The organism is Microbacterium sp. ARD31 (assembly GCF_031844425.1).
Genome location: NZ_JAUZVE010000072.1, coordinates 17,847 through 30,884 on the forward strand (window position 1 = coordinate 17,847; position 13,038 = coordinate 30,884).

Sequence of the window (13,038 nt, forward strand, 5' to 3'; positions counted from 1 at the left end):
GGGGCCGGTTCAGGCGCCCGGCCGGACCAGCTCGATCCGCGGGGCGCGACCCGGCTCGGGACGCGGCTCGTAGTCGGGGGTGGCGTCGTAGGGGTCCCACGCGAGGTACGTCGCGAGGTGGCGGCGCACGCTCGGCAGGACGTCCGCGACGGTGACGTCACGCCCCAGCTCCTCGGTGAGCGAGGTGACGCCCGCGTCGGCGATGCCGCAGGGTACGAACCGGTCGTACCAGCCGAGATCCACGTCGCAGTTGAGGGCGAACCCGTGCATGGTCACGCCACGGCTCACCCGGATGCCGATGGCCGCGATCTTGCGCTCCGGTCCGCGCTCGTCCGCGCGCAGCCACACGCCGCTGCGTCCCGGGACGCGCGCGGTGGTGACGCCGAGGTCGGCGCAGACCGCGATCAGCGCCTCCTCGACCCGGCGCACGTAGTCGACGACCTTGACGTGGTCGGGCAGCGCCACGATCGGGTAGCCGACCAGCTGGCCCGGGCCGTGAAAGGTGATCTTGCCGCCGCGGTCGACGTCGATGACGTCGGCGCCGCCGGGGTCGAGCGGTCGCTCGTGGGGGTCGGTGCGCTTGCCGGCCGTGAACACGGGCGGGTGCTCGAGCAGCAGGACGGTGTCGGGCCGGCTGCCGGCGACGACGGCCTCGTGCACGTCGCGCTGGAGGTCCCAGGCGGAGAGGTAGTCGACGGCGTCGTCGCCGAGACCGGCGACCTCGAACTCCAGCTCGTGCTCCTGCGGCATGCTCCGACCCTACGCCCACGCCCACGCGGGTGCCGGACGGCCCGGGCCTGTGGACGGCCGCCGACGCGTCCGCGCCGGATCGGCGAGGCTGGACCGGTGGACCCCCGACGCATCCTCCCCGTCCTGGCCGCCGTGGCCGCCGCGTGCGTGGTCGCGACGACGGTCGTCGGCCTGGCCCGTCCGGGTGACGGTCCCGAGGCGCCACGGCGCGAGGCGGTGGTGCCACGCGCCGCAGCCGGGGCGGCCCCGGGGCCGGCGGGGGTGCTGGCGCGGTGGGACGAGCAGCGGGCAGCGGCGTGGGCCGCCGGCGACGTCGAGGCTCTGCGCGGGCTGTACGCCGTCGGCTCACGCACGGGCCGCGCCGACCTCCGCCTCCTGCGCCACTACCTCGATCGCGGTCTGCGGGTCGAGGGACTGACCACCCAGGTGCTCGCGCTCGACGTGGTCCACCGGTCGGCGCGCCGGCTCGTGCTCGACGTCACCGACCGGGTCGTCGGCGGATCCGTGGTCGGCGGCCCCTCGCCGGTCGCCCTTCCGGCCGACCGGGCGTCCACGCGGCAGGTGGTGCTCGTGAGGACGGGGGAGCGCTGGCTGGTCGCCGAGGTGCGGTCCCGCGGTCAGGCCAGCGCCGAGGCCAGCACCTCGCGGACGTCCTCGTCCTCGAAGTCGTAGCCGGCGCGCTCCAGGGCGGCCGGGCGGGCGTTGACCGAGCCGAGCAGCTCCGAGGACAGGTCGCCCGCAGCCAGCCTGAGCACCTGTGCCGGCGCCGCGAACAGCGCCTTGCGGTGCACGGCCCTGGCCAGCTCCCGGGTGAACTCGGCGTTGGTCGGGGTGGTGGGGCAGCACAGGTTGAACGCCCCGCTGACGTCGCGGGACTCCAGGAGGTAGCTCACCGCGCCGATCCAGTCGCGCAGCGAGATCATCGGGAAGTACTGCTCGCCCGAGCCGAGCCGCGCCCCGAGTCCGGCCTTGAACAGCAGGCGCAGCTGCTTCAGGGGCGGTGAGGTGCGGTCCATGACCGGCGCGGTGCGCAGCACGCACACCCGCGCACCCGCCTCCCGGGCCGGGTCGGCCGCGGCGGTCCACTCGCGGGTGACCCGGGTGAGGAAGGCGTCGCCGAGGCTCTCGGAGTCCTCGGTGACCGGCGCGGCGCCGTGGTCGCCGTACCAGGCGATGCCGTTGCCGACGAGGAAGGCCGGCGGTCGCTCCGCGTCCGCGATGGTGCGGGCGAGCAGGCCGGTCGTCGACACGCGGCTCTCCCGGACCTCCTCGGCCCACCGCCTAGAGTGCGGGTTGCCGGCGATGCTCGCGCCAGCGAGGTTGACCACCGCGTCGGCGCGCCCGACCACCTCGACGTCGACCTCGCCCGCACGCGGGTCCCAGCGCGACTCGTGCGCGGAGGCCGGCTCGCGGCGCACGAGGGCGGTGACCTCGTGGCCGTGCACCCGCAGGTGCTCGGTCAGGTGGGTGCCGAGGAATCCCGACGCTCCGGCGATCACGACGCGCATGCGACCACCCAACCATGCGGCCCAAGCAGCAGCCCGCCGGACCGGACGAGGGCGGGGCCGCGTCAGCCGGCCAGGTGCCGCCAGCGCGGGGACAGCTCGGTCCACGGACCTTGGTCGACCACCCGTCCGGAGTCGAGGACGACCACCCGGTCGGCCTGCGCGAGCGCGGCGGCCTTGCTGGTCGCGCCGATCACCGTGGCACCGCGCGAGCGCAGCGCCTGCCACAGCTCGATCTCGGTGGCGGCGTCGAGCGCGGACGACACGTCGTCGGCGAGCAGCACGTCGGACTCCGTGGCCAGCGCGCGGGCCAGGGCCAGGCGCTGCACCTGCCCGCCCGAGAGGCGTACGCCGCGGTGCCCGACGAGGGAGTCGGGCCCGCCCGCCTCGCTGACGTCGCGGCCCATGCGCGCAGCCTCGAGGGAGGGCAGCACCGGGCGGGTCGGGTGGTCGAGGCCGACGTTGCCGGTGAAGCTGCCCGACAGCACGCGCGGCACCTGGGCCACGTGGGCCACCCGGGCGGGACGCAGGTCGGCCTGCGCGTCGTGGACGAGCCGGTCGTTCCAGCGGATCTCGCCGGTCGTGCTGACCAGCCCGGCGAGGGCGCCGAGCAGGCTGGACTTGCCCGACCCGACCTGCCCGAGCAGCAGCACCAGCTCGCCGGCGCGGACGTCGAGGTCGACGGCCTGGACGCCGAGGGTGCCGTCGTCGTGGACCGCCGCGACGTCGCGCAGGGCGAGGGTGCGCAGCGGCTCGGGCTCGGGACGACCGGGAGGGGTGGCCGTGCCGGCGATGAGGTCCATGCCGCCGGGCAGCTCCATCAGGTCACCGCCGCCGGCCAGCCTGCTGGTCGCCTCCATCCAGGCGCGCGTGCCGGGCGCCTCGGTGACGACGGCGCCGGCCACGCGGCCGAACCAGTCGAACCCGCTCACCGCGTTGGCGACGAGCAGCGCCGTGGCCAGGCCCCAGTGACCGGTGAGGAGCCCGGCCCAGGCCGCGACCACACCGCACTGGACCATCACGACCGGCACGCCGTCGAGGAGCGACTGCACGCGGTGCTCGCGCACGGCGGCATCGACTCGCCCGCCGTCGACGTCGCGGAGGTGGCGGTGCAGGTGCGGGGTCGCGGCGGCGAGCTTGACCGTGCGGATCGACTCCAGGGTCGACACGAGCGACTGGCCGAAGCGGGCCCGGGCCGCTGACGAGGCGGCGGCCGATCGACCGGCGACGCGACGTCCGAGGGAGGACGCCAGGGCCGAGGCGGTCATCACCGCGAGCAGCACCGCGCCGGCGAGCCAGCTGCCGGCGATCACGGCGGTGACCGTGGCGACCAGCAGGCCGTTGACGAAGTCGACCCAGCGGTCGGTGTAGCGCGCGATCCGGTCGGCGTCCATCGCCCGGGCCACGACCTCGCCCGGCGGGGTGCGCACCAGGCGGCGCTGGTCGGTCTGCCCGGCGAGCACCGCGGCACGCACGCGCATGCGGACCTCGACCCACCAGTGCGGGTAGGTCCAGAACGCCTGCGAGAGCAGCAGCGGGCCGATCATCAGCGACGCCACCAGGGCGAGGGCCATCAGGCCCGGCGTCTCGCCGCGCTGGAGACCCGTCACCACGTGGCCCCACACGAAGCCGGTGATCGCGCCGTAGGCGCCGGTGAGCGACGCGACGAGGAACAGCGCAGCGCCTAGCAGGCCCCACTCGGGCTTGAGCCGGATGCAGTGCCAGACCTGGCGCATGAGGCCGAGGGGCGGCTCGACGTGGGGCGGCTCCGGCGGGGTGGTGCTGCGGCGCACGGTGCCGATGGCGGCGTCGGCGTGGTGCTCCTCGACGGCGACCTCGTGCGCGGCCGCCTCGAGCAGCCGCCGGAACGGGCCCTCGCTCGCGGCGAGGTGTGCCCGGGCGCCCTGCTGGACGACCCGGCCGGACTCGAGGACGGCGACCTGCTCGGCGCGCTCGGTGGTGGAGAGGCGGTGGGCGACGAGGATGCCGGTGCGTCCGCGGATCAGCCGGTCGGCGGCGCGCACCACCCGTGCCTCCGTCACCGGGTCCATCCGGGCGGTCGCCTCGTCGAGCACGACCACGCTCACGTCGCGCACCAGGAGCCGGGCGAAGGCGACGAGCTGCTCCTCACCCGCCGACAGGCTGGTGCCTCCAGGGCCGAGGAGCGTGTCGAGACCCTGCGGCAGGCCGGCGACCCAGTCGGTCAGGCCGAGCTCCTCGACGGCGGCCTCGACCTGGCCGCGGGGGGCATCGGCGAACAGCGTGATGTTGTCGGCCAGGCTGCCGGCCAGGACCTCGGTGCGCTGGGTCACCACCCCGACGGCGGCGCGCAGCTGCTGCAGGTCGAGGTCGCGCACGTCGGTGCCGCCGAGGAAGACCGATCCCGGGGGCGGCTCGACCGCGCGGGAGAGCAGGGACGCGAGCGTGGACTTGCCCGACCCGGTGCGCCCGACGAGCGCGCAGGTGTGGCCGGCGGGAACGACCAGGTCGACGTCGCGGAGCGCGAAGGTGCCGGTGCCGTAGGAGAACGCGAGGTGGCGGAGCTCGACGTCGAGCGGGCCGGGCGGCAGCGAGGCGCCGCCGACGGGCTCGGCCGGGACGGCGAGCATGCCGCGCAGGCGCAGCACGGCGCCCATGCCCTCCTGGAGGTCGGGCAGGTGCCGCGCGAGCATGTCGACCTGGCCGACGAACATCGTGGTCACCAGGAACAGGGTCACGAGCCGGGCCGTGGAGAGGTCGCCGTGGAGGACCAGGGCGGTGCCGATGAGGCCGGTGGCCGCCAGCACGCCGTGGAGCAGGCCGCCGCTGCGACGGGTGACGCTGACCTCGACGGCCAGCACCCGGCGCAGCCGCCGGTGGATCTCGGCGGCCAGCTCGGCGTTGCGGCGCAGCACGTGGGGCTGCCCGAGCGAGGTGCGGATGTCGTCGCGGGCGGCGATGCCCTCCTCGGTCGAGGCGGCGTGGTCGGTCCAGGCGGCCTCCTCCAGCACCTTGCGCTCGGCGATCTGGGGGAGGAGGTGGCGAACCAGGGACCACACCGCGACGCCGCAGAGAGGGAACAGCAGGGCGGCCGGCCACCAGGTGAGGCCGGCCACGATCCACAGCGGACCGGTGGAGAGCACCGTGCGGATGGCCATCCACACCCCCCACCGCATCAGCTGGCCGACCTCCCAGGTGTCGTCGTCGATGCGGTCGAGGACCTCGCCGACGGCCTGCTCGGAGAGCTCGGACAGCGGCTGCGCCATGGCGGCGTCGATGAGGTCGGCGCGCAGCTGCCCCTCGGCGCGGTCGACCACCACGCCCCACAGGGTGCGGGCCGCGGTGTCGACGACGGCCCCGCCCACGACGCAGAGCGCGAGCGTGGCCACGAGCGCGGACGTCGGGGCGTCGGCCAGCCGGCCCGCCACGACGGTGCCGAGGGACGCCGACACGGCGCCGACGAGGGCGAGCCCGAGGCAGAACAGCGTCAGGGGACGACGGACGCGGTGCCAGTCGACCGGCACCCGTCCGGGAGGCGGCGCGGGTGACGGATCGAGGTGTGCCGCGGAGGTGTGCGCGGTGAGGTCGGTGGCAGTCACGGTGCGTCCACGGTAGACGTCGGGTCCGACACCCCGCCTCCGGTTTTCCGGTGGTGTCGGACACCCTCCGGGACGCGACGACGCCCCGCCCGCAGCATGCGGACGGGGCGTCGTACGAGGACGGCTCAGACCTCGAACTGGCCTGCCTCGAGGCGCTTCTTGACCTCCTGCAGGAACCGGCCGGCGTCGGCGCCGTCGACCAGGCGGTGGTCGTAGGTCAGCGACAGGTAGACCATGTGGCGCACCGCGATCGTCTCGCCCAGGTTGGGGTCGTCGATGACCACGGGACGCTTCACCACGGCACCGGGGCCGAGGATCGCCACCTGCGGCTTGTTGATGATCGGGGTGTCGAAGAGCGCCCCGAAGCTGCCGAGGTTGGTGATGGTGAACGTGCCACCGGAGAGCTCGTCGGGCGTCACCTTGTTGGTGCGGGTGCGCTCGGCGACGTCGGCGATCTTCTTGGCCAGGCCGGCGATGGACAGGTCACCGGCCTCCTTCACGACCGGGGTGAGCAGGCCCTTCTCGGTGTCCACCGCGAACGCGATGTTCTCGCGGTCGAAGTAGGTCACCTCGCCCTTCTCCTGGTCGATCGTCGCGTTGAGCTTCGGGTGCAGCTTCAGCGCGTCGATCGCCGCCTTGGCGAAGAACGGCAGGTAGGTCAGCTTCACGCCCTCGCGGGCCAGGAAGTCGGCCTTGGCCGACTCGCGCAGCCGGGCGATCGCGGTCACGTCGACCTCCATCACCTGGGTGAGCTGCGCCGCCTCGTGCAGCGACTCGACCATCCGGGTGGCGATCACCTTGCGCAGGCGCGACAGCGGCTCGACCGTGCCGCGCAGCGGCGACGGGGACGCCGACGTCGGGGCGGCGGCGGTCGGCGGAGCACCCGCGGCGGCCGGGGCGGCTGCGGGGGCGGCGGCCGGGGCAGCCGCCTGCTGGGCCGCCGCGGCGGCGTCGAGGACGTCCTGCTTGCGGATGCGGCCGCCCACCCCGGTGCCCTGCACCGAGGAGAGGTCCACGTTGTGCTGGTCGGCCATCTTGCGCACCAGCGGCGTGACGTACGCCGTCTGGTCGCGGCCGCCCTCGCCCGCCGCCGGCGCCGACTGCTGCGGCGCCTGCTGCTGGGACTGCTGCTGGGACTGCTGCTGGGACTGCTGGGCGGGCTGCTGGGCGGCGGCGTCGGTGCGCTGCGGCTCCGGCTCGCCCTGCGGGGCGGGGGCGTACGGCGCCTCGCCCTTGGCCTCGGGCTCGGCCTGCTGCTGCTCGGGCTCGGGCTCGGGCTCCGGCTCCGGCTCCGGCTCGGGCTCGGGCTCCGGCTCCGGCTCCGGCTCGGGTGCCTTCTCCTCCTGCTGCTGCTCGGCGGGCGCGTCCTGCTGCGCGGGGGCCGCGTCACCAGAGCCGATGATCGCGAGCTCGGCGCCGACCTCGACGGTCTCGTCCTCGTTGGCCTTGATCTCCAGCAGGGTGCCGGCGACCGGGGAGGGGATCTCGGTGTCGACCTTGTCGGTGGAGACCTCCAGCAGCGGCTCGTCGACCGCGACCTCGTCACCGACCTGCTTGAGCCAGCGGGTGACGGTGCCCTCGGTGACGGACTCGCCGAGCGCGGGAAGGGTCACGGGGGTGCCGGCGCCACTGCCACCACCGGAGCCGCCCGACCCGCCGGACGAGTCCTGCGACGAGGCCTCCGACGAGGCCTGCTCGGCGGCGGGCTCGGACTGGGCGGGGGCGTCGTCCTTCTCCGACTCCGGGGTGGAGTCGCCGGCCGGCATCTCGCCGGTCTCCTCGGCGTGCTGCTCCTCCTGCTCGGCCTTCTTCTCCGACTCCTGCTCGTCGGCGGGCTGCGCCTCCGGCTCGGCGGAGCCGGACGCGTCACCGGCGGACTCGCCCTCCTCGCCGACCACGGCCAGGACCGCGCCGACCTCGACGGTGTCGTCCTCGTTGGCCTTGATCTCCAGCAGGGTGCCGGCGACCGGGGAGGGGATCTCGGTGTCGACCTTGTCGGTGGAGACCTCCAGCAGCGGCTCGTCGACGGCAACCGAGTCACCGACCTGCTTGAGCCAGCGGGTGACGGTGCCCTCGGTGACGGACTCGCCGAGTGCGGGGAGGGTGACTTCGGAGGCCATGTGGTTCCTTCGCTCGCGGGGTGGTTTCTGAAATCGGTGGTGTCAGGAGTGGGCGTGCAGCGGCTTGCCGGCCAAGGCCAGGTGGGCCTCGCCGAGCGCCTCGTTCTGGGTGGGGTGCGCGTGCACGAGGGGTGCGACGTCGTCGGCGTGCGCCTCCCAGTTGTAGATCAGCTGGGCCTCACCGATGAGCTCACCGACCCGGTCGCCCACCATGTGGACGCCCAGGACCGGGCCGTCCTGCAGGCCGACGAGCTTGACGAAGCCCTGCGTCTGCAGGATCTGGCTCTTGCCGTTGCCGCCGAGGTCGTAGGTCACCGTGGTCACCGCGTCGCCGTGCCGCTCGCGCGCCTTCGCCTCGTCGAGGCCCACGGAGGCGATCTCGGGGTGGGAGTACGTCACGCGCGGGATGCCGGCCTCGTCGACCGGCCGCGGGTCGAGCCCGGCGATGTCCTCGGCGACGAAGATGCCCTGCTGGAAGCCGCGGTGGGCGAGCTGGAGGCCGGGGACGATGTCGCCGACGGCGTACACGCCCTCGAGGTTGGTGCGGCAGCGCTCGTCGGTGAGCACGAACCCGCGGTCCATCTCCACGCCCTGCTCCGCATAGCCGAGGCCGTCGGTGGACGGGCCACGGCCGACGGCGACGAGGAGCACCTCGGCCTCGATCACGCTCTCCCCGTCCTTGGCGCCCTCGACCGTCACGGCGACGCCGGTGTCGGTGACCTTCAGGCTCTTGAACGAGGTGCCGGTGAGGAAGCTGATCTTGCGCTTGCGGAAGGCCCGCTCCAGCGCCTTGGAGGACGCCTCGTCCTCAGCCGCGACCAGTCGCGGCAGGGCCTCGACGATGGTGACGTCGGCACCGAAGGACCTCCAGACGCTGGCGAACTCGCAGCCGATGACGCCGCCGCCGAGCACGATGGCCGAGGCGGGCACGCGGTCCAGGCGCAGGGCGTGCTCGGAGGTGAGCACCCTCTCGCCGTCGACCTCGAGGCCGGGGAGGCTCTTGCTGTAGGAGCCGGAGGCGAGGACGACGGCCTTGCCGGTGTAGGCGGTGCCGTCGACGGTCACCTCGCGGGGACCGGTCATCGTGCCGGTGCCCTGGATGACGGTGATGCCGCGGGACTTGATCAGGCCGGTGAGGCCCTTGAACAGGCGGTCGACGACCTTGTCCTTGTAGGCGTTGACGCCGGCCATGTCGATCCCGTCGAGGGACGCCGTGACACCGAACTGCGCAGCCTCGCGCGCGGAGTCGGCGACCTCGGCGGCGTGGAGCAGGGCCTTGGTCGGGATGCAGCCGACGTGGAGGCACGTGCCGCCCAGGTTGCCCTTCTCGACCAGTCCGACGCTCAGCCCCAGCTGGGCTGCTCGCAGGGCACAGGCGTAGCCGCCCGAACCAGCCCCGAGGACGAGTACGTCGAACTCACCGTCCGCCACAGATATCCCTCCACACACATCGCTCGCTCCGCTGATCCTTCGGCGTCGCCCATCTTTGCACTCTTCGTGCGCCTGTCCACACCGGGTCTTCCCGAGCCCGTCAGCCGGTCGCTCGGTGCGTGATCGGTGTGACTGCTGCCGATGTGGGGTCCGCCCCGGCAGAATGGTGGCCATGGGCATGTTCGACCGATTCCGGCGCAAGGGGCGCACCAGTCGTCCGGCGCGGGACGCCACGCGCACCGGCTCCACGCGGGTCCGCGCCGCCGACGGCGAGGACGTGCGCCACCTCGAGAAGTTCGTCGCGACCCGGCAGGGCGTCGAGGGCTTCGTCGAGCCCCGCACCGCGGTCAGCGACGTGACGCTGCTGCTCGTCGCGCACGACGGCGAGTGGACGCGCCGCCGCGTGCCCAGCGTGAAGTGGGCCCACGACTTCGCCAACAAGAACCGGGTGCCGTCCTACGACGCCGCCGTGGTCGGCGTGCCGCAGCGGATGCGCGACTACAACGCGCGCCAGAAGGCGGAGCGCAGGGCCCGCGGCTACTAGCCCGTACGACCCGCGAGGTCAGTCCGCCGAGCCGGGCACGCCGTCCTCGGCGATCCTCCGGGCGAGCTCGACGAGAGTGGTGACCCCGAACCCGGTCGCCCCGGACGGCACGTGGCCGTAGGGGCCGCCGGTGTTGATCTCCTTGCCGGCGATGTCGAGGTGCGCCCACGGCAGCCCGCCGGTGAACTCGCGCAGGAACGCCGAGGCGAAGAGCCCGCCGCCCCACCGCACCCAGTCGTGCTGGAGCAGGTCGGCGACCTTGGAGCTGGTGATCCGCTCCTTCATCTCCTCCGGGATCGGCATCGGCCAGTGCTGCTCACCGGCGGCGACACCGGCGGCGAGGACCACGGGCACCTGGTCGTCGGTGCCCATCACGGCGCCGACCTTGTCGCCGAGCGCGAGCTGCATGTGACCGGTGAGGGTGGCGATGTCGACGACCACGTCGGGCGCCTCCTCGACCGCGAGGGCGAGGGCGTCGCCGAGCAGCATCCGGCCCTCGGCGTCGGTGTTGGCGATCTCGACGGTGGTGCCGTTGCGCATCGTGACCACGTCGCCCGGACGCGTCGACGTGCCGGAGACCATGTTCTCGGCCATCGGGGCGAAAGCAGTGACCTTGACCGGCAGGCCGAGTCGCGCGATGGCCAAGGTGGCGACGACGACGCTGGCCGCGCCGGCCATGTCGCCCTTCATGTTCATCATGCTCGACGACGGCTTGATGGTGAGCCCGCCGGAGTCGAAGGTGACGCCCTTGCCGACCAGCGCGAGGTGCGCGACGGCGTCCTCGGGAGCCCACGTGAGCTTCGCCAGCCGGGAGGGCGCGGCCGACGAGCCGCCGACGCTGAGGATGCCGCCGCAGCCCATCTCGGCGAGCTGCTCGTGGTCGAACACCTCGAGCGCGACCTCGGGCGCGCCCCGGCCCTTGGTGGCCTCCTTGTGCGCGGCGGCGACGAGGTCGGCGAACAGCGGGGGAGTGCAGTCGGCGGGGGGAGTGTTCACCCAGTCGCGGCACAGCGTCACGGCGTCGGCCAGCACCTCGGCGCTCACGAGGGCCGCGAGCGCCTCGGACCGCCGGGCGATGGAGGTCAGCACCACGACGTCGTTCGGGGAGTCGGTCTCGGGCTTCTGGGACTTGTAGGCGGTGTAGGTGTAGCCGCCGAGGCGGTGCCCCTCCACGACGGCGGACACCAGCTCGGGCGTGTCCGCCGGGAGGGCGAGGGCGACCGAGGCCGCGTTGGACACGCTGCGGGCCGCGACGCCCGCGGCACGGCGTACGGCGATGGGGTCGGCCGGGTCCTCGCCCAGGCCGACGAACACCAGCAGGGGGGCGTTGACCTCCTCGCGCGTCGGTGCCTTCACCGCCTCGCCGGCCTTGCCGGTCACGCCCATGGTCGAGAGGAAGGGACGCAGGCGGCGGCCATAGGCCTTGGCGACCTCCTCGGCCGCGTCGCAGAGGCGGGGGCCCTGCTCGCCCGCGACCACTCCCACCACCACGGCGTCGGCGCGGGTCCTGGCGGGGCTGGCGGCACGGAGTGCGTACGTCGTCACCCGCCGCATGTTAGGGGAGGCTCCGCGGCGGGAGCCCTGCGGTAGGTTTCGCGGCATGGCAGGAACGCTCAAGCAGTCGCCGCTCCACGACCGTCACGAGGCGCTGGGCGCGAAGTTCGCGGAGTTCGGCGGCTGGTCGATGCCGCTGGAGTACCCCACCGGCGTGGTCAAGGAGCACACCGCCGTCCGCGAGTCCGTGGGGATCTTCGACGTGAGCCACCTCGGCAAGGCGATGGTGTCCGGGCCGGGCGCCGCCGACTTCGTCAACGCGACGCTGTCCAACGACCTCGCCAAGATCCAGCCGGGCAAGGCGCAGTACACCCTCTGCCTCGACGAGTCGGGCGGGATCGTCGACGACCTCATCGCCTACTGGCACGACGACGAGCACGTGCTGCTCATCCCCAACGCCGCCAACACCGCCGAGGTGGTGCGTCGCCTCCAGGCCGAGGCACCCGACGGCGTGAAGGTCGTCGACCACCACGACGACTACGCCGTGCTCGCGGTGCAGGGCACCCGCTCCGACGAGGTGCTCGAGAAGGTCGGCCTGCCGACCGGTCACGAGTACATGTCCTTCGTCGAGGCCGAGCTCCACGACACCGGGGTCGGCGTCGTGGTGTGCCGCACCGGCTACACCGGCGAGCGCGGCTACGAGCTGGTCGTCGTCAACGACGCGGCGGGGCAGCTCTGGGACTCGCTGATGGCGGCCGGCGAGGAGCACGGCATCACCGCCTGCGGGCTCGGCGCGCGCGACACGCTCCGCACCGAGATGGGCTACCCGCTGCACGGCCAGGACATCAGCCTCGACACCAACCCGGTCGAGGCCGGCCTCTCGTGGGCGGTCGGCTGGAAGAAGGAGTCCTTCTGGGGACGCGACGCGGTGCTCCGCGTCAAGGAGGAGGGGCCGAAGCGGCGCCTGCGCGGTCTCGTCGCCGTCGGGCGCGGCATCCCGCGGCCCGGGATGGGCGTGACGCTGACCCAGGACGTGCCCCTCGCCGACATCACCTCCGGCACCTTCTCGCCTACCCTGAAGAAGGGCATCGGCCTGGCCCTCATCCCCGTCATGGTCGCCGAGGACGCCGAGGTCGGCGTCGACATCCGCGGCCGGCGCGAGGTGTTCCAGCTGGTGAAGCCGCCGTTTGTCGACCCGTCGGTGAAGGAGTCCTGAGTGCTGCCCGGACAGCCCCCCACCTTCCGTCCGCCATCGGCCTCCGAGCGACCGTGGTGGTGGCGCCTCGAGGACGCCTCCGGTGAGGCCGTCGAGGTCGCGGGCCTCGACGACCAGCGCTTCAGCACGCAGGGCGACGCCGAGTCGTGGGTGGGCGAGACCTGGCCGGACCTGGCCGAGCACGGTGTCGCCGCGGTGACGCTCTTCGAGCACGACCGGCGGGTCTACGGCCCGATGTCGCTCAGCGCCTGAGGCCATCCGGCTGCGGCCGCGCTCCGAAGCAGGATGGGAGCAGGTGAGGTGGCCATGACCGACGGATCGGACTTCTCGCACTACCTCGCCGCGCGCTGGCCCGACCTGGTCGGAGGCCTCGAGGACGAGGGTGTCCCGGCCGACGACG

10 protein-coding genes are annotated in these 13,038 nt (G+C 73.8%); 4 read left to right on the forward strand and 6 right to left on the reverse strand.

Annotated features, from left to right (window positions below):
- Positions 1-9: 9 nt before the first annotated feature.
- Positions 10-750, reverse strand: a complete 741-nt coding sequence (gene lipB / locus Q9S36_RS47820) for a lipoyl(octanoyl) transferase LipB (RefSeq protein WP_311291782.1) — start codon at positions 748-750, stop codon at positions 10-12.
- A 96-nt stretch (positions 751-846) separates the two neighbouring features.
- On the opposite strand from lipB, the gene Q9S36_RS47825 reads away from it, so the two are divergent.
- Positions 847-1,422 carry a hypothetical protein gene (locus Q9S36_RS47825; RefSeq protein WP_311291783.1) on the forward strand — a complete coding sequence of 192 codons (576 nt, stop codon included), beginning with the start codon at positions 847-849 and terminating at the stop codon, positions 1,420-1,422.
- On the opposite strand, the gene Q9S36_RS47830 is transcribed toward Q9S36_RS47825, so the two are convergent.
- From Q9S36_RS47830 to lpdA, 4 genes are all read right to left on the reverse strand, one after another.
- Entirely contained in the window at positions 1,368-2,258 is an 891-nt protein-coding gene (locus Q9S36_RS47830) for a TIGR01777 family oxidoreductase (RefSeq protein ID WP_311291784.1), read from the reverse strand. The genes Q9S36_RS47825 and Q9S36_RS47830 overlap by 55 nt on opposite strands.
- A gap of 62 nt (positions 2,259-2,320) precedes the next feature.
- Entirely contained in the window at positions 2,321-5,833 is a 3,513-nt protein-coding gene (locus tag Q9S36_RS47835) for an ABC transporter ATP-binding protein (protein WP_311291785.1), read from the reverse strand.
- A gap of 125 nt (positions 5,834-5,958) precedes the next feature.
- Positions 5,959-7,953 (reverse strand): 2-oxoglutarate dehydrogenase, E2 component, dihydrolipoamide succinyltransferase, encoded by a 1,995-nt coding sequence (sucB, locus tag Q9S36_RS47840; RefSeq protein WP_311291786.1) that lies wholly within the window; start codon positions 7,951-7,953, stop codon positions 5,959-5,961.
- A 42-nt stretch (positions 7,954-7,995) separates the two neighbouring features.
- Positions 7,996-9,384 (reverse strand): dihydrolipoyl dehydrogenase, encoded by a 1,389-nt coding sequence (gene lpdA / locus Q9S36_RS47845; protein WP_311291787.1) that lies wholly within the window; start codon positions 9,382-9,384, stop codon positions 7,996-7,998.
- A gap of 172 nt (positions 9,385-9,556) precedes the next feature.
- Between lpdA and Q9S36_RS47850 the strand changes: the two genes are divergently transcribed.
- Positions 9,557-9,928 carry an oxidoreductase gene (locus tag Q9S36_RS47850; protein ID WP_311291788.1) on the forward strand — a complete coding sequence of 124 codons (372 nt, stop codon included), beginning with the start codon at positions 9,557-9,559 and terminating at the stop codon, positions 9,926-9,928.
- 18 nt (positions 9,929-9,946) lie between these two features.
- Here the strand turns inward: Q9S36_RS47850 and Q9S36_RS47855 are convergent, their stop codons facing one another.
- Positions 9,947-11,473, reverse strand: a complete 1,527-nt coding sequence (locus Q9S36_RS47855) for a leucyl aminopeptidase (protein WP_311291789.1) — start codon at positions 11,471-11,473, stop codon at positions 9,947-9,949.
- A gap of 55 nt (positions 11,474-11,528) precedes the next feature.
- Between Q9S36_RS47855 and gcvT the strand changes: the two genes are divergently transcribed.
- Positions 11,529-12,638, forward strand: a complete 1,110-nt coding sequence (gene gcvT / locus Q9S36_RS47860) for a glycine cleavage system aminomethyltransferase GcvT (RefSeq protein WP_311291790.1) — start codon at positions 11,529-11,531, stop codon at positions 12,636-12,638.
- Positions 12,639-12,890: a hypothetical protein gene (locus tag Q9S36_RS47865; RefSeq protein WP_311291791.1), complete on the forward strand. Its 252-nt coding sequence runs from the start codon at positions 12,639-12,641 to the stop codon at positions 12,888-12,890.
- The last annotated feature ends 148 nt before the right edge of the window (positions 12,891-13,038 follow it).

Excerpts from the sequence above, each read along its gene's own strand:
- lipB (WP_311291782.1), bottom strand. The coding sequence starts at position 750 with ATGCCGCAGGAGCACGAGCTGGAGTTCGAGGTCGCCGGTCTCGGCGAC.
- Q9S36_RS47830 (WP_311291784.1), bottom strand. The coding sequence starts at position 2,258 with ATGCGCGTCGTGATCGCCGGAGCGTCGGGATTCCTCGGCACCCACCTG.
- sucB (WP_311291786.1), bottom strand. The coding sequence starts at position 7,953 with ATGGCCTCCGAAGTCACCCTCCCCGCACTCGGCGAGTCCGTCACCGAG.
- Q9S36_RS47850 (WP_311291788.1), top strand. The coding sequence starts at position 9,557 with ATGGGCATGTTCGACCGATTCCGGCGCAAGGGGCGCACCAGTCGTCCG.
- gcvT (WP_311291790.1), top strand. The coding sequence starts at position 11,529 with ATGGCAGGAACGCTCAAGCAGTCGCCGCTCCACGACCGTCACGAGGCG.